Origin of the sequence: Photobacterium frigidiphilum, from assembly GCF_003025615.1 — a bacterium.
GTDB classification, from domain to species: domain Bacteria; phylum Pseudomonadota; class Gammaproteobacteria; order Enterobacterales; family Vibrionaceae; genus Photobacterium; species Photobacterium frigidiphilum.
The window spans coordinates 87,793-104,859 of sequence record NZ_PYMJ01000006.1 but is presented as its reverse complement, the minus strand read 5'-3'; the positions used below and the strand labels follow the sequence as shown (position 1 = coordinate 104,859).

At 42.1% G+C, this 17,067-nt stretch carries 13 protein-coding genes; 6 read left to right on the top strand and 7 right to left on the bottom strand.

Going from position 1 to position 17,067, the window contains the following annotated elements:
- The 6 genes from C9J12_RS08030 to C9J12_RS08005 all read left to right on the top strand — a co-directional run bounded on the left by C9J12_RS08030 (position 1) and on the right by C9J12_RS08005 (position 8,903).
- Entirely contained in the window at positions 1-708 is a 708-nt protein-coding gene (locus tag C9J12_RS08030; protein WP_107242216.1) for a TSCPD domain-containing protein, read from the top strand.
- Positions 709-1,132: 424 nt separating this feature from the next.
- Positions 1,133-2,791 (top strand): putative transporter, encoded by a 1,659-nt coding sequence (locus C9J12_RS08025; RefSeq protein WP_107242215.1) that lies wholly within the window; start codon positions 1,133-1,135, stop codon positions 2,789-2,791.
- 407 nt (positions 2,792-3,198) lie between these two features.
- A complete protein-coding gene (locus C9J12_RS08020) occupies positions 3,199-4,884 on the top strand; it encodes a methyl-accepting chemotaxis protein (RefSeq protein ID WP_107242214.1) in 1,686 nt (561 codons plus the stop codon).
- Positions 4,885-5,069: 185 nt separating this feature from the next.
- Complete coding sequence (locus C9J12_RS08015) at positions 5,070-6,077, top strand: LacI family DNA-binding transcriptional regulator (RefSeq protein ID WP_107242213.1); 1,008 nt, start codon at positions 5,070-5,072, stop codon at positions 6,075-6,077.
- A 162-nt stretch (positions 6,078-6,239) separates the two neighbouring features.
- Complete coding sequence (gene nhaC, locus C9J12_RS08010; RefSeq protein ID WP_107242212.1) at positions 6,240-7,703, top strand: Na+/H+ antiporter NhaC; 1,464 nt, start codon at positions 6,240-6,242, stop codon at positions 7,701-7,703.
- 27 nt (positions 7,704-7,730) lie between these two features.
- The gene (locus C9J12_RS08005) at positions 7,731-8,903 is read left to right on the top strand and encodes a MalY/PatB family protein (RefSeq protein WP_107242211.1); all 1,173 of its coding nucleotides are present in this window, start codon (positions 7,731-7,733) and stop codon (positions 8,901-8,903) included.
- Between the two features lie 275 nt (positions 8,904-9,178).
- Here C9J12_RS08005 and C9J12_RS08000 read toward each other — a convergent pair whose 3' ends face one another.
- From C9J12_RS08000 to pheT, 7 genes are all read right to left on the bottom strand, one after another.
- Entirely contained in the window at positions 9,179-9,922 is a 744-nt protein-coding gene (locus C9J12_RS08000) for a DsbA family protein (RefSeq protein WP_107242210.1), read from the bottom strand.
- A 130-nt stretch (positions 9,923-10,052) separates the two neighbouring features.
- Positions 10,053-10,412 (bottom strand): hypothetical protein, encoded by a 360-nt coding sequence (locus C9J12_RS07995; protein ID WP_107242209.1) that lies wholly within the window; start codon positions 10,410-10,412, stop codon positions 10,053-10,055.
- A 107-nt stretch (positions 10,413-10,519) separates the two neighbouring features.
- Positions 10,520-11,281: a vitamin B12 ABC transporter ATP-binding protein BtuD gene (gene btuD, locus C9J12_RS07990; RefSeq protein ID WP_107242208.1), complete on the bottom strand. Its 762-nt coding sequence runs from the start codon at positions 11,279-11,281 to the stop codon at positions 10,520-10,522.
- 26 nt (positions 11,282-11,307) lie between these two features.
- Positions 11,308-12,300, bottom strand: coding sequence for a vitamin B12 ABC transporter permease BtuC (btuC, locus tag C9J12_RS07985; protein ID WP_006232261.1), 993 nt, complete (start codon positions 12,298-12,300; stop codon positions 11,308-11,310).
- Between the two features lie 156 nt (positions 12,301-12,456).
- Positions 12,457-13,524: a succinylglutamate desuccinylase gene (locus C9J12_RS07980; RefSeq protein ID WP_107242207.1), complete on the bottom strand. Its 1,068-nt coding sequence runs from the start codon at positions 13,522-13,524 to the stop codon at positions 12,457-12,459.
- A gap of 303 nt (positions 13,525-13,827) precedes the next feature.
- The gene (gene ihfA / locus C9J12_RS07975) at positions 13,828-14,124 is read right to left on the bottom strand and encodes an integration host factor subunit alpha (RefSeq protein WP_006232263.1); all 297 of its coding nucleotides are present in this window, start codon (positions 14,122-14,124) and stop codon (positions 13,828-13,830) included.
- 521 nt (positions 14,125-14,645) lie between these two features.
- Positions 14,646-17,066, bottom strand: a complete 2,421-nt coding sequence (gene pheT / locus C9J12_RS07970; protein WP_107242206.1) for a phenylalanine--tRNA ligase subunit beta — start codon at positions 17,064-17,066, stop codon at positions 14,646-14,648.
- Position 17,067 lies beyond the last annotated feature (1 nt).

The following is a 17,067-nucleotide window of genomic DNA, read 5'->3' as shown; positions in this document are numbered from 1 at the left end:
ATGGTTCAGAAAATTAACAGTAAAATCGTGGGCTTTAAAGTAAAAAGCCAAGAGCCAGAAGTACAGGCAGAGCCAGTACAACCTGAAGTAATTGTTGAGTACATGCATGAAAACATGCCTCGTCCTGACATTCTTTTAGGCACAACATACAAGCTGAAAACACCCGAGCACATCTCTGAGCATTCTTTGTTTATTACCATCAATGATGTGGTTTTAAATGAAGGTACAGAGCATGAAGTACGTTGCCCATTCGAAGTTTTCATTAACTCGAAAAGCTTAGAGCACTACCAATGGATTGTTGCCCTGACCCGCATTATGTCTGCTGTATTCCGTAAAGGTGGAGACTGTACTTTCTTAGTAGAAGAGTTACGTTCAGTGTTCGATCCAAAAGGCGGTTACTGGAATAAAGGCAAATATGTGCCTTCTTTAATTGCTGAAATCGGTAATATTATCGAACAGCACTTAACGAAAATTGGCATGATGGGTACGCCTGAAGTGGATGTACACCAGAAAGCATTTTTAGACGCTAAAAAAGCAGAGCTTACAGCTAAAGTAGCTGAAGAAAAAATTGCTGAAAACGCTGAATCTGAAAGCAACGGCAGTTTTCCGCCTAGTGCCACCTTGTGCTACAAGTGCCACACTAAAGCGATGATTATCAAGGATGGTTGCCAGACTTGTTTAAATTGTGGCGACTCTAAATGCGGTTAATATACTTAACCGTATTATAAGAAATAATCACCACCACACTGAAGGGGCTTTAAGCCCCTTTTTTATCCATCATTACTAATTCATCCCTTTCAACGCTAATCCCCAACTAATCGCCACAACGCAACACAAATAAAACAGAGGAGTAACACCACCGTAACCATCACCGTCTTTATCTTGGTTAACTGCACAGTTATCAGTCTAAACACTTAAATGTATGATAAATATGCGCTAATAATATGAACCATAGATACAGAAAAGCCGATACACCAGCTGTAGGCATCAACTCCCTATTCACTCCTTTCACTTAAGTGAAATCTGTCCTTACTGAGTTCCTCTTCACTACCTCTGGCGCAGACTTTTCACCGATTTTTTCGGAGAATAACTATCGCAACGATTTTGTTTAATAAAAGCTAGGAGACTCACGATGAGTGATATTGCACTATCTATCAGCATATTAGCGCTGGTTGCAGTGCTAGGCTTATGGATTGGGAATTGGCGTATTTGTGGTGTTGGATTAGGGATTGGCGGGGTGCTGTTTGGCGGCATTTTTGTTGGTCACTTTACTGACTCATGGGGCGTCGCTCTTGATTCACATACCTTGCACTTTATACAAGAATTCGGGTTAATACTGTTTGTATATACCATTGGTATTCAAGTCGGGCCAGGGTTCTTTGCTTCACTAAGAAGCTCTGGACTTAAGCTCAACGCCTTTGCTGCATTGGTCGTTTTACTAGGCTGTATTGTTGCTATCGGTTTATATAAAATATTTGATGTTCCACTACCTGTTATTCTCGGTATTTTCTCGGGTGCTGTCACTAATACCCCCTCACTCGGTGCTGGTCAGCAGATACTCACTGAACTTGGTGCACAAGAAGGTATGCTTGACCTAACAGGCATGGGTTATGCCGTTGCGTACCCTTTTGGTATTTGCGGAATTTTATTAACCATGTGGATTTTACGCTTGGCTTTTCGTGTCAATGTTGACAAAGAAGCGGAAGAGTTTGAACTCCAAAACGGTCATAAAAAACAAAACTTACACACCCTTAACGTTGCAATTCGTAATCCCAATTTAAACGGTTTACAGCTTAAAGATGTGCCAGCATTAACTGAAGGTGACATTGTTTGTTCGCGCTTAAAACGGGGCGAGAAATTGCATGTTCCCCGACCTGATACGCGAATTGAAACGAATGACCTACTCCATTTGGTCGGGGCTAAAAATGCCCTCGAAAAAGCACGGTTAGTGATTGGCGAAGTTGTAGATGCATCGCTATCAACCCGAGGAACAGATTTAAGGGTTCAGCGATTAGTGGTAACCAATGAAATCGTTTTGGGTAAAAAAATTAGCCACCTTGATCTCAAAGAAAAATATGACGTTGTGGTATCACGCTTAAACCGATCTGGTGTTGAATTAGTACCGACAAGTCAAACGACATTACAATTTGGTGATATTTTAAACCTTGTTGGGCGCCAAGAAGCCATTGAATCTGTTAGTGGTATTGTAGGTAATGCCCATCAAAAGTTACAACAGGTACAAATGCTGCCAGTATTTGTGGGCATTGGTTTAGGGGTTTTATTAGGGTCGATTCCTTTCTATTTACCGGGGTTTCCAGCCGCAATTAAGCTTGGCTTAGCAGGCGGACCGTTACTTGTTGCACTCGTACTTGCACGTATTGGTAGTATTGGTAAGCTATATTGGTTTATGCCACCCAGTGCTAACTTGGCATTACGAGAAATGGGTATTGTGTTATTTCTTGCCGTTGTTGGACTAAAATCTGGTGGTGGCTTTGTTGATACACTGGTAAACGGTGACGGTTTAAGTTGGATGGGCTACGGTATTGTTATCACCTTAGTACCTCTACTTACTGTCGGATTTCTAGCTCGCATTGTGGGGCAGCTTAATTACCTTACTATCTGCGGCATGCTTGCGGGCTCAATGACCGATCCACCAGCTCTTGCTTTTGCCAATGGCTTACATCCAACAAGTGGGGCTCCAGCGCTATCGTACGCAACAGTCTATCCATTAGTGATGTGTTTACGAATATTATCACCACAAATACTCGCCTTATTATTATGGGCAGTTTAATGCATATTAAATAAATCATTTAAACCAAGATACCTCAATATAAAAGCCACAATACGTGGCTTTTATACTTTTATTGCAATGCAGAAGCTAATTTGAATAATTATTTAATATTTATTTGTATTTTAATTTAAACATTAACCTAATTGTAATTTTTTCATTAGCAGAAGCAGAATCACGCTTTTAATAGGAAGTAAATATTGCTGAAGAGACATAATGTATTGACTGCCTAATTAAGCGCATATAAAAGCTCGAGTTTACAGGCATCAGAATAACCATACATATAAAATGGCTATCATAAAAACGGCATTAAACAGTAAACTTTCAACACGCCCTGCCGATATAGATTAAAGATATAGAAGAGAATTAAATTATTATAAATACAAATACGAAACAGGATCCATATTATTATGAACAAACTCAATTTAAAGAGCAAGTTACTGCTGCTCAGTTTGCTACCAGTGTTTATTATCATGAGTGTCGCGATTGGCATTGTTCTTAATTTAGAAAATAAAGCATTAGATGTACAAGTAGAACATTTCAATAACAAATTAATTAGTGAACGAAAAAGTCAGCTTAAAGATGCAGTTAACATCAACAAACATGCTGTTGAGAATATCCTCACCGCCAATAGTGATAAAAAGCTGGCTATTCAACAAATTCGGAAGCTGCTGCTTCCGCTGAGATTTGCAATTAACAATACCGGCTACATTTTTATCTATGACAAGGATGGCAACAACATTGTTCATGCCGCAAGTCCGGAGAAACAAGATAAAAACCATCGGGGTATGACAGATCCGAACGGCGTCAAAATTCTTGAGAAACTGTACCAAGCCGCGCAACAAGGTGGGGGGTTCGTCAACTATGTTCATCCGAAAAACGGCAATCCTACCCCACAGCCTAAACTCAGTTACGCCGCTTCAATCAAAAACACAGACTGGTTTATCGGTACGGGTGTATATATTGATGATATTAATAACGAAGTCTCTGAATACCAGTTAGCGGCTCAAAATGAAATGAATGAGCGTTTTAATATTGTTCTACTCACTTCGGGCATTTTAGGTATATTGTCGATTTTTACAATTATTTTCACTGCAAATCGTATGATACGTCCGGTACAGAATATGGTTGAAACATTGAATGATATTGCCGACGGTGAAGGTGATTTAACCCGCCGGCTTGAAGTCAATGGTCATGATGAAATTGCGCAATTGGGTAATGCGTTCAATCGTTTTGCTACTAAATTACAAAACATCATCCGACAAGTCTCCACTGTAACCGATCAAGTATCCGGTGCTGCGAGTAATATTAACAACCAAACAGCCAGCCTTACCCGCCAGCTCCAAGAACATAACAACGAAACAGAACAAGTTGTCACTGCTGTTACTGAGATGAGCTCAGCGGCAAGTGAAGTGGCAATGAATGCTAATGAAGTTTCAAGCGCTACCAGTGATGCAAGCCAAGATTCTATCGTCGCCCAACAACGTGTCGATACATCTGTTATTTCAATCTCTGCATTAGTTGAAGAAGTCGATCAGGCAGCACAACATATTCATTCGTTAAACCAGCAATCTCAAAAAATCGATAATGTATTAAAAGTGATCGGTGAAATTGCAGAGCAAACTAACCTACTCGCTTTAAATGCAGCAATTGAAGCAGCACGGGCTGGCGAGCAAGGCCGTGGGTTTGCTGTCGTTGCAGATGAAGTGCGTGGGTTAGCAAGCCGTACTCAATCAAGTACCAAAGAAATTAAAGAAATGTTAGATGAACTGCATCGATTAGTGGCGCAGGCAGTAACCTCGATGGATCATAGTCAATCAACCTGTACTGAAGCGGTGGATGCTGCAAATTTAATTACAGATAGCCTTTCTTCTGTTACGGGCGCAGTTGAATCAATTAATGACATGACAAGTCAAATCGCGACGGCTGCAACAGAACAAAGTTCGGTCACAGATGAAATCAATCGTAATATGGTTTCTATACAAGATATCGTGACCGATTTAATTCATTCGAGCAGCGACTCTGAAAAAATAGTTAATGAGCTTAACCATGCCGGTAGTGAGCTGAAAAGTTTGGTTGGGCAGTTTAAAGTATAAAGACATCAATTATTTATATTCCATTCACATTAAATGGCAGCCCTTAGGTTGCCATTTTTGTATTCAAGCCTGCCAAAATCAACATCTACCCTCTCTTCGAGCTTTTGATACAACTAACATTTTTGCACTGATAATCTATGTAAACTGCCGCACACTTTTAGTATCACGAAGAATGAACCACTTTTATGGCAACGATTAAAGATGTGGCAAAACTGGCTGGAGTCTCTACTGCAACGGTTTCTCGAGTAATCAATAACACCACATATGTTGAACCCGTCACCCAAGAGCGCGTTCAAAAAGCAATGAAAGAACTGAATTACCACCGTGATGCTAGAGCCGCAGCATTAGCCAGTCGTTCTAACAACACCCTAGGCTTATTAACCGGCAATCTTGCCGATCCATTCTTTGCATTAATCGCTAAAAGTGTCGAAGAAGTCGCGCGTTCACAAAACTGTCAGCTTGTTGTGGTCAGCGGTGGTCATAATGCCCAACGAGAAAAAGAAGGCTTAGACTTTCTGATCAGCCAAGGCTGTGAAGCCATGGTAGTACACTCAAAAATGCTGGATGACGCGACACTGCTTCGTTACAGCGCACAACTACCCGCCATGGTATTAATCAACCGTACTATTCCTCAGCTTGCTCATCGGGCAGTTTGGGTCGATAACCGTGCAGGAGCCGCTAAATCCGTCGACTATTTGATCGCATCGGGTCACCGCAAAATTGCTTGCGTTACCAGTGACCTCCCTATTGAAGATCGAACAGAACGACTTGAAGGCTATCGCCAAGCAATGGCGTGTGCCAATCTCACCATTCAGCCCAATTGGGTTATCAACCAACCCTTTAGTGAAGAAGGTGGAGAAGCCGCAGGTAAGCTTCTGATCAAGCAATGCCCAGAAGTAACAGCCGTTGTCACATTTAATGATGTAATGGCGGCAGGCTTAATGGCAAGTTTGTATGAACAAGGCTATAAAATCCCAAATGACTATTCCATTGTCGGCTTTGATGATGTGTTATTAGCACGCTACCTCTACCCTCGCCTTTCTACTATGCATAACCCTATCGATTTGATGTCGACACATGCCGCAAAATTGGCCTTACAGCTACGTGAGCAAAGTGATGTTTTACCTTCAACAAACCGATTTGATGCCAATTTGGTATGCCGCCAAAGCGTTTCTATACCCCGACAAGCTTAAAACCGTGATCAGGTTCAAATGTGAAGATCTCATGTAACCGCTTACATGAAACGGATACATGAGTCTCATTTTACCCAGTGTGTACCTCTTATTATGGCGACGTTGAAACAACCTACGATTATAAAAAATTCTGTACGACTTTACTTTTAAGAGGACAAATCAATGACGAATAATAAGCCTCTGCCATCTTTAGCATTAGCGATTGCACCTATCGCTGTTATGTTTGGCTTACTCGTGATCGGCTACGGCATGCTGGGTTTACGCATCGAACCGCTATTACTTATCTCTGCCGTATTCACGGGCGGGATAGCCTATAAAATGGGGTATAACTGGGATGACATCATGGGCGCTATCGTTGAGAAGTTAGCGAAAGCCATGCCTGTTATTTTGATTCTCGTTTCAGTGGGCGGCTTAATTGCCAGCTGGATGGTAAGTGGTACGATTCCTTTCATGGTGTATTGGGGCTTAAAAGTCATCAGCCCTGAATACATTTTGATTGCTGCGTTCTTCGTGACGTCGGTGGTATCTGTATGTACGGGTACATCTTGGGGATCTGCGGGTACCGTCGGCGTTGCATTAATGGGTGTAGCTGCTGGGCTTGATGTATCGTTGGCCGCTGCTGCTGGTGCAGTCGTATCTGGTGCATACTTCGGTGACAAACTATCCCCTCTTTCTGATTCAACCAACTTCGCGCCCGTTGTGTCAGGCACGACCCTTTATGAGCATATCCAACACATGCTTTACACCACGATTCCAGGTTTTGTTATTGCCTCAATCGTGTTCTTTATTGCTGGTCAACATGGTGATGTCGCCAATGTCAGCGAACCTCAAAAAGTTGTCGATATTCTTACGGGTATTGAAAGCCTTTATAACCTGAACATTGTATTAGCCCTTCCTCCTATTCTGATTCTTTGGGGTGCAATAACCAAAAAACCAGTTCTTCCTCTTATGCTAACAGCATCTGCATTAGGGCTTGGTTTGGGTATGGCTGTACAAGGCTTTAGCCTACAGCAAGGTTTTCAAGCATACGTTGATGGCTTTAACATCAGCATGCTAAGTGATAATGGCCATACTATCGATGGTCTAGTACCAGACATTGCAAAGCTGCTTAATCGTGGTGGTTTATTCTCGATGATGAGCACTATCTTACTGGTATTTTGTGCTTTCGCTTTTGCAGGTATTTTGAGCCTTACGGGTGCACTTAACGTTGTGCTTGGTCGCTTCTTACACCTCATTCGCACTACAGGTCAGCTAATTCTATCTACCGTTATTGCAACCATTACAGTGGTATTCACCACATCTGACGGCAAGCTTGCATTGTTAATTCCTGGTGAGTTATTCCAAGACGCTTATCGCAAGATGGGCTTAGACACCAAAAACCTTTCTCGTACATTAGAAGATGCGGGCACGATCATCGAGCCATTGGTTCCATGGACTGCAGCAGGTATCTATATGGCTAGTACATTAGATGTACCAACACTTGATTACTTACCGTGGGCAGTTCAGTGCTACACCGGTGTTATCTTCGCGATTATTTACGGTTTCACTGGTTTTGGTATCGCTAAAGCGAAGCCTATCGGTGCAGAAGAACAAACAGTCAATATGTCTCCTGCTGACGTTAAATAAATTAAAAAGCAAAATAAGGTAAACGCAATGACTACACATTTTGATCAAGTAAACGATCGCCATAATAGTGGTTCATTGAAATGGGATTTCATGGAACAAAAGCTCGGATTACAAGAAGACGGGCTACTACCAATGTGGGTTTCAGACTACGATTTTAAAGCACCACCAGCGGTGCTAGAAGCATTAAGTTCACGCATTGAACACGGTATATTTGGCTACGCTGAACGCAATAATGAATACTACCAAGCCATCATTAGTTGGTACAAAACACGACACAACATCACGCTACCGCAATCTTGGATTACCACCGTGCACGGCGTATTACCTGGGTTGTCTATTGTTATTCAGATGCTCACCAATATTGGTGATGGCGTCGTAATGCAAACACCAGGCTATGGTTCGTTTCGTAAAATCACAGAGCTGAATGATCGCCATATAATTGAAAATCCATTACTCGAAAATAATGGTTATTACACCATGAATTTAGACCATCTAGAGTCATGCTTTAGCGCTGGTGCGAAAGTAATGATTTTGTGTAATCCGCACAACCCCGTTGGGCGAGCTTGGTCAGAAAGCGAAATGATCGCGGTTGCTGAGCTATGCAAAAAATACAATGTATGGCTATTAAGTGATGAGATCTGGGGCGATTTAACGATGCCAAATCATTGTTACTTCTCTGCCCTATCTTTACCGAATGAATTACAGCAGCAATTAGTGGTAGCGACAGCCGCAAGTAAAACATTTGGCTTATCGTCAATGCGAATATCTAATTTCATGATTCCAAATGAAGCATTACGTAGCCAGTTTACACGCCGTTTAGACTCACATGGCATGGATGTCTATAACAGCATGGCAATGTGCGCAGCAACCACTGCTTATCAAACATCGGCGCAATGGTTAGATGAATTAAAGAGCTACTTACAAAGCAATATTGAGTACCTTGATACCTTTATTGCCACTCAATTACCGATGCTGAAATTTCAACAGCCGGAAGCCGGTTATTTGGCGTGGGTTGATTGCCGTCAATTAGGTTTAGATGATAAGCAATTAGAAAAGCAGATGGTCAGCGCTGGCATTGTACCAAGTATGGGCATTGCATTTGGAGAAGACGGTAAAGGCTTTATGCGCCTTAACCTTGGCTGCCCAAGAGCAACGCTCATTGAAGCCTGTCAACGAATGAAGCAAGCACTGAACGAATAGAATCGAACCTGTTAAAGTAAGTAAGGCCGTTTATATATGGCAGCTATATTTAGCTGCCATTTTTCATTTAGTTCCCGCTATACTCCAGCCTCGTCGCACTAATAATTACAAATAGTTTCACTCGATAGCATCACAATTAAGTCATCTTTGATAAGACAAAATTTGAAACAAAAACAGGTCTGAAAATCATTTCAGACCTTAAGTCTATCGTGCTTAACTCATGATCAACGCTCACTCATGAACAGTGTACTAGGTGGTTTTATCAGCCAGCTTTATTAGCTAAGTTTCTTAAGTGCTTCTTCTACAATCGGCTTTAGCTGATCGTAAGGTAAATAACCCGGTAAGATTTGATCACCAATCAGCATGGCTGGTGTGCCATTTAAACCCAACTCACTGAATATTTGGTAACTCTTATCAATGGTTGGCTTTAATGTATTCGAGGCATCGAGCAACATCTGAGTTTTCGTTACCTGTGCTACACGCTCTAGCGATGATTTATCATGGCGACCATTCTTCCGAATTAAATAATCATGCACTTTCATGTAACCATCTGGGTCATTCTTCCAAACATTCAATGCGTACTGTGCTGAATTAGTATCAATACCCGCAACCTCTCGTTGTTGCAGGGGAACAAAAACATTCACTACCCGTACCTCTGGGTTTTCTTCAGTTAAACGTTGTAATACAGGGTCTAAACGCTTGCAGTACGGGCAGTTAAAATCAGTAAAGTTGATAATGGTTAATTTAGGGTTGTCTGTGCCAAACGCGGCTAAATCAGGGTTGTTGTATAACCAATCATGATACTTCTTCAACGTTACTGCTGTTTTATTTTCTTGGTCAATATACATATTCAGACTAGTTAATAAACCATCAATCAATTCTGGCTTTTGCTCCAAAATGGTTTGAATCTTAACTAAGTTATCTTGCTGATCTGAGGTTAAAGGTGCAGCTTTTGCTGGTATAGCAGCCACAAACAATACAGCAGAAACAGCTGCTGCAATTAAAGAAAGTTTTTTCACAATAAAATCCTGTAGTAATAATAAAGAACGTATTAATTCATTTTTTATACCAATCTGGATAAGTAGATGATCACAAGCTTGCGCAGCAAAAATGAATAAATACTTATTTAGGTTGGTATTACTTCAGGGGTTACTCCAGAAAAACACAATTATGTAAGTGGGTGCGATATTGAGGCAATGCAGGAGAACATGGCTGCCAATGCAAGTAGAAACGGCACGCCATACATAACGTAAGTAACAGGGAAAATGAGAGTAGAATTACGGCTAAATAGTTGTCTGTTTTTACTTCAGAGCAGCTTCTAACAAGGTGATCAAGTAATTGACATGTGCCTGTGGGTACTGGTACAGGTACAGCAGAAAAAGTATCATTGGTTTGATTAATCGGTGATGGTACAGATCTCATGCACACTAAAAGCATCATCACAAGCAAGATGACAAAACTTGTCACGCGTTGCTTAAGCGCATTATGTGTGAGAGAAAAAGAAACCATGATGAATTAACTTAACCTTACGTTCTGACTAACTTGGATATAGTTAGAATGGCACTCTCTCTATTAGTTCATTTTATTCGCGAAACAATTTGAAACGTCAACACGTCCTAGTCATTAAAAATCAGGCAACTCCGCCCTTCATGCTCAATACGTTGAACTTGCGTCGCAAACGTAGATTCAAGCTGCTCTACTGTCATTACATCAGAAGGTCTCCCTTTCACCACGCACGACCCATTATTCAATAACAGCACTTTGTCTGCTTCTCGCAGCGTACGATTCAGATCATGATTCGCCATCACAACGGCAATACCTTGCTCAGCCATGCGTCGAACCAGCTTATACATCGCGGCTTCTTGACCAATGTCTAATGCTGCTGCAGGTTCATCTAATATTAACAATGTAGCTTCGGGGTTTATTGCGGGCCATACCTGTAAACAAGCAGCAGCAAGACGAACACGTTGCCATTCACCGCCAGAAAGCGTTTGGATATTTCGATTTAATTTATCGGTAATATTCAATGCTTGGCAGATTTCATCTAGCGCGTGTTGAACGTGGTCTGCCTGCGGGTTATTCAAAGCCGATAACGATAAGGCTAAATAATGGTAAACTGCTACCGAAAACGCTGGGCGATCTTGCTGAGAAAGGTAACAACGCATTCGAGCTAACGATGGTAAATCATAGTCAGACAATAGCTGTCCCATGAAAGTAATCTCACCCTGCCCTTCGAATAAACCCGATAACATCGAAATAGCGGTACTTTTACCACTTCCGTTTGGTCCAATAAAATGCACAATTTCACCCGCATCAATGGTAAATGAAACAGGTAATAACCGAGGTGGCATTGCCAAATTTTTCGCATCAAGAATCATCGTATTAATCTTGGTTATCTATCTTGTTAATCAATATGTGAACGCAGAAGCATCCACACAAAAATGGGGGCACCAATCGTTGTTGTAACCACCCCTACGGGCAATTCAGCAGACGGTAGAATGACACGAGATAAGGTATCGGCTAATGCTAATAACAATCCACCGCATAAAGCAGACAATGGTAATAAGTAGCGATTTTCAGCGCCCAAGCTCATACGTAATAGATGTGGAATAACCAAACCAACAAAACCAATCACACCGCCTAGCGCAACAGATGCTCCCACTAACAGCGATACAATTAAAATAAATCGCCAGCGTAACGCTGCGACATCTAAACCAAGTTGTTTGGCTTGAATTTCACCCAGCATCAGTAGGTCGAGTTTCTTACCTTGTAAACATAACCAGACTAAAACAGGTACAACAAAAAGTAAGACTGAAAGCTGCTGCCAGCTTACCCCACCCACGCTACCCATTAACCAGTACATTAACTGGCGCAAGTTTAAATCATCACTAAAGTAAAATGCCCACGTGACGACTGAACCCGATAAAATGCCCAACGCCACACCAATAAGTAATAGGCGTGCAGTCGATACTTTTCTACGCCGAGAAAGTCCGACTAATATCAGAGTAAAAATAAGGGCGCCTAACATGGCCGCTAACATTGTGAGCAACGGTGTAGGCACAAAAGGCAATGCAAACAGTAGAATGACTAACGCTAGACTTGCCCCACCCGAAATACCCAATACACCAGGTTCAGCTAAAGGGTTGCCGAGCAGCACCTGCAATACCGCACCAGACGCCGCCAAAGAAGCACCTATAGCCAATGCCGCGATTAAGCGTGGCATACGAAGCTGGGTAAGCAGTTGCTGCTCTAATGCGCCATCTGGTGACCATGGCAATATCCACATCTCACCAATCGAGAGTGATAAAATACACGTTGCCACCATTAAAATGGAAACAACCAAGAAACTGGCTTTCCAGCGGGTTTGTTGACGTTGAATTAGGTCGTTTAGAAGCATCGGCTGAATGGATAGGAAATATAGCGCTTACAATACCTTTTCAGTTCCAAAATAGAAAGAAGACCGTGATTAAACAGTCTCCTTTAAGTCACATCGCACTCATTTTCCGTTATCTTTCATCAAGAAAAACCAAATAACCCAAAAGGCTGAATTGATTCACTTAGCAATAGTCACTTGCTCGCCAAAAATCACGTCCGTTTGTTGTACCAATAAACAAGCTCGCTGCCCGATAGCCACATTGGGATTCGGAAATACAACCGCTTCGCCACCTTCTAATGAATAATATTCGACCCCGCAATCTTGAGCTAATAGTTTGCCATGCTCGAAGAAAGTGAAGTTCGCCTGATTAGAAGGAAACGTAAACGAAAAATCGTCCGACTTTTTCGCCAAGCTACGTGTTACGCGATAGACACTTGTCGCTGAATCATCCCAACTAACCGGCAACGTTTCACAGCAGACAAGTTGCTGCATCACGTCAGAAAAAGGCGCTAGGCGAATTAAATCATTCTCACCTAAGCGTGCCACCTTACCCAGTTCCATCGTTAAGCCTTGAGCGCCATAATTTTCAGCACTGTACCAACTGAATGTTGGCGATGGTGCGCTAGACAACAAAATGGCTTCTATATCTGCTTGTTGTAAGAATGAAAACAAAGCACCGCTTCGAGTGGATTTTTCGCTATACGGACTTACGGCAAAGGTATAATGAACTGAATCTCGAATTGCACAATGAAGGTCTAAATGCCAACGATCGGGTAATACCTGATCATGCTGAAGAGTTAACAGAGGTGACTCTTGATAAAAATCATCGACGGCATACTGCAACTGGTTAGCATTAATACGGTCAATATTCGTCTCATCATTCCTTTCAGCAAAAAGACGATTCATATTTTCATCGATGAAACGCGTATGTGCATTAATAGCTTGAGGATGCCCAATAATAAGCAGTAACCGATGAGCGGGCACTAACTTACCCTGCAACAGGCTTTGCGCCATTTCCTGAACTAATTCTATTGGCCCAGTCTCATCCCCGTGAACACCAGCAGAAATGATAATATCTTTCGTTAATGCACTCACTTTTGGCGGAGTGATCGTTAAAATACCACGGTGAGATAAGTCAAATGCTACCCCAGATTCCAGATTCCATTTACCAGCCTCAAAGGGTAATGTTAAATCCAATGTAGCCGTTAAGAAGCCGCCCTCTTTTACTGATTGTAGCGATGCCATTTATAACCTCCGTGTTTATGTATAACTGGCGTACATCCACGGTGTTTTATAAGCATTACATAACGCAAAACACAGTGAAACAAACTGCATTCACTATACAATTTAGCTACATACTTGTAACTTAAATGTTTTGGCAATATATCGCAAAATGAAATAAAAGTAAGAACTTGATGATGGGAAAAGGAGTTTAAGCAGGTATCTTGGCTATAGATTGCGGGGGATTTAGACAAAAGAAAACCCAAGCGAATCTTCACATTCCGCTTGGGTTCATTATTATGTATTAAGCAGTAAAACTAAAAACTCTTATTTTTCGATTTCTATGCTTTCAACGCGAGCTTTTAATTTTTGACCTGGACGAAAAGTAACGACACGACGTGCAGAGATAGGAATATCTTCACCCGTTTTTGGATTTCGGCCGGGGCGTTCATTTTTGTCGCGCAAATCAAAATTACCGAAACCTGATAATTTTACTTGCTCGCCATTTTCTAGAGCCTTTCTGATTTCTTCAAAAAAGACTTCCACCGTATCCTTGGCGTCCCGCTTGCTTAATCCAACATTCTCAAACAGGTCCTCAGCCAAATCGGCTTTTGTGAGCGCCATAGATAACTCCCTCAAGACTATGCTGAATGGGTAGTGCACACAATTCAAAGTTAAAGGTTCTAACGATGAATCACTTGTGTCACTGCGAATAAGTTTTGCTAAGGGGAAGCGTTCATACCAATGAATCAATATGTAATTCAAGTGGCGTTTCAAGCGCTCTCCTCAACTAGAGTCAAGTTTAAGCCAACTTGCTGATTTTCGCCAACTTTTTTAAGTTAACTTCATGTCAATTTATTGATTATTCGCTCTGTAAAGTAGGTATTTAAATGCACCTTGTTGTGTGTCAAATTTAATACTACCAACAATAAACCCTACAAAAACAACTAGATATAGAATAAAAAACCAAGATAACAATACCTAGGAGAAAATATCACTATCAATCAAAATGTTAGAAAGTTTTCTATTTAGACAAAAAAAAAGCAGCCTTTTTGGGCTGCTTTCTTAAAACAATGACTTAAATGTGCACTGTCTCTCACTTTCTTTGTTCAGGTTAAAAGCCGATCGTTCATAGAGCGTTAACTCTAGTCGCGTAAACTAGCACCGAAACGTTCAGCAAGCACAGCAACAATACTGTCTACTGCACCTGAAATATCTGCATCTTCAAGTGTACGTTCAACTGACTGAAGGCTTAGCGCGATAGCAAGGCTCTTCTTGCCTTCCTCAACGCCTTTACCAACGTAAACGTCAAACAGTTTAGCGTCAGTTAAGAATTCACCGCCCGCAGCAATACATGCTTTTACGATGTCGCCAGAAGCCGCTGCGTCATCAACAACAACCGCGATATCACGACGGTTTGCAGGGAACTTAGATACAGCCACTGCTTCTGGAAGAACGCGAGTATTGATTGCTGCCCATTCGATTTCGAATACGACCGTACGACCATTTAGACCAAACTTACGCTCTAATTCTGGGTGAACAGTACCAATAATACCCACCTCTCTCTCTGTTTCAAGACCAGCATCAACGACGATTGCCGCAGTTTGACCAGGGTGCAGTGCTGGGTGCTTAGCCGCCTTGAAGCTATATGCATTTTCGTTCGCAGTCAGCTCAAGAATCGCTTCTAGGTCACCCTTAAGGTCGAAGAAATCAACAGTATTAGTGTCGATATCCCAATGTTCTTCACCACGAGTTCCGGCGATAACACCCGCTAGCATCATTTCTTGACGCATGCCATTTTCAGCACTTACTTCAGGAATGAAACGTAAACCAGATTCGAATAAACGAACACGAGATTGCTGACGCTTTTGGTTGTGAACAACCGTATTTAGTAGCCCTTGGATTAGGCCAAGACGCATTGCTGACATATCCGCAGAAATCGGGAATGGCAGAATTAGCGGCTCAACACCTGGAACAACCAATTTCTGTTGTTCTGGCTCTACGAAGCTGTACGTAATTGCTTCGTGGTAACCACGGTCAACAAGAAGATCACGAACACGCTTAAGCGGTTGGTTTGCTTCTTTGTGATCATTCATCTTAAGTGCAGCTACTGGCGCTTGGTTAGGAATGTTATCGTAACCATAGATGCGACCTACTTCTTCGATTAGGTCTTGCTCGATTGCGATATCAAAACGCCATGCTGGAGATGTTGCTGTCCAACCTGCATCTGTTGTCTCCGAATCATCTACAACAGAAACGTTACAACCTAGACGAGTTAGGATCTCAACCACATCTTCAGATGGGATTTCGTGGCCTAGCAAGCTGTCTAGCTTAATGCGACGTAATGCAACAACGTTTGCTTTAGGCAGATCAGTTTCAGACTCGCTACCATTAATAGGTGCTACTTCACCACCGCAGATTTCAACTAGAAGCTGCGTAGCGCGCTCCATTGCTGCTGCTTGTAGTGTTGAATCTACACCACGCTCAAAACGTAGAGAAGAATCAGTGTGAAGGCCGTATGCACGAGCGCGACCACGAATGTGATCAGGTGCGAAGAATGCAGCTTCAAGCAGTACGTCTGTAGTTTCAGTTGTTACACCTGAGTCTTTACCACCAAAGATACCAGCAATTGCTAGTGCTTTGGTGTGGTCAGCAATAACTAATGTCTTACTGTTTAGCTCAGCTTCGTTGCCGTCTAGAAGTGTCAGTTTTTCACCTTGCTCAGCAAGACGAACCACAATACCACCGTCAATCTTAGAAAGATCAAATGCGTGCATTGGCTGACCTTGCTCAAGCATTACGAAGTTCGTAATGTCAACAATCGGGTCGATTGAACGGATACCACAACGACGCAATTTTTCTTGCATCCAAATTGGAGATTCCGCTTTCACGTTTACATTCTTAACCACACGGCCAAGGTAACGTGGACAAGCGTCAGTCGCTTTAATTTCAACTGATACTGTATCGTCAATACTTGGAGCAACTGCCTCTATAGCAGGCTCTGTTACGTCAGCACGGTTTAGAACACCAACTTCACGAGCTAAGCCACGAATGCTGAAACAGTCAGCACGGTTAGCCGTTAGATCTACGTCGATGGCAACGTCGTTAAGCTCTAAAAGCTCACGAACATCCATACCTAAAGCTGTACCTTCTGGTAGCTCAAGAATGCCGTCAGACTCAACATCGATACCTAGCTCAGAGAAAGAACAAAGCATACCGTGAGAAGGAACACCACGTAGTTTTGCTTTCTTGATTTTAAAGTTACCAGGAAGAACTGCACCTACCGTTGCAACAGCAACTGTAAGGCCAAGACGACAGTTAGATGCACCACATACGATGTCTAAAAGCGCTTCTTCACCGATATCAATTTTTGTTACTTGCAGTTTATCTGCATCTGGGTGCTGACCGCACTCAACAACTTTACCCACTTTAACGCCGGTAAACTCACCCGCAACGGGAGCAACTTCATCAACTTCCAAACCAGCCATTGTGATTTGGTGAGCTAGTTCTTCGCTGTTAATAGCAGGCTTAACCCACTCGCGTAGCCAAGATTCACTGAATTTCATA

Bases quoted from the DNA above. Each gene is read 5' to 3' on its own strand.
- C9J12_RS08030 (WP_107242216.1), top strand. From the start codon at position 1: ATGGTTCAGAAAATTAACAGTAAAATCGTGGGCTTTAAAGTAAAAAGC.
- C9J12_RS08025 (WP_107242215.1), top strand. From the start codon at position 1,133: ATGAGTGATATTGCACTATCTATCAGCATATTAGCGCTGGTTGCAGTG.
- C9J12_RS08020 (WP_107242214.1), top strand. From the start codon at position 3,199: ATGAACAAACTCAATTTAAAGAGCAAGTTACTGCTGCTCAGTTTGCTA.
- C9J12_RS08015 (WP_107242213.1), top strand. From the start codon at position 5,070: ATGGCAACGATTAAAGATGTGGCAAAACTGGCTGGAGTCTCTACTGCA.
- nhaC (WP_107242212.1), top strand. From the start codon at position 6,240: ATGACGAATAATAAGCCTCTGCCATCTTTAGCATTAGCGATTGCACCT.
- C9J12_RS08005 (WP_107242211.1), top strand. From the start codon at position 7,731: ATGACTACACATTTTGATCAAGTAAACGATCGCCATAATAGTGGTTCA.
- C9J12_RS07995 (WP_107242209.1), bottom strand. From the start codon at position 10,412: ATGGTTTCTTTTTCTCTCACACATAATGCGCTTAAGCAACGCGTGACA.
- btuD (WP_107242208.1), bottom strand. From the start codon at position 11,281: ATGATTCTTGATGCGAAAAATTTGGCAATGCCACCTCGGTTATTACCT.
- btuC (WP_006232261.1), bottom strand. From the start codon at position 12,300: ATGCTTCTAAACGACCTAATTCAACGTCAACAAACCCGCTGGAAAGCC.
- C9J12_RS07980 (WP_107242207.1), bottom strand. From the start codon at position 13,524: ATGGCATCGCTACAATCAGTAAAAGAGGGCGGCTTCTTAACGGCTACA.
- ihfA (WP_006232263.1), bottom strand. From the start codon at position 14,124: ATGGCGCTCACAAAAGCCGATTTGGCTGAGGACCTGTTTGAGAATGTT.
- pheT (WP_107242206.1), bottom strand. From the start codon at position 17,066: ATGAAATTCAGTGAATCTTGGCTACGCGAGTGGGTTAAGCCTGCTATT.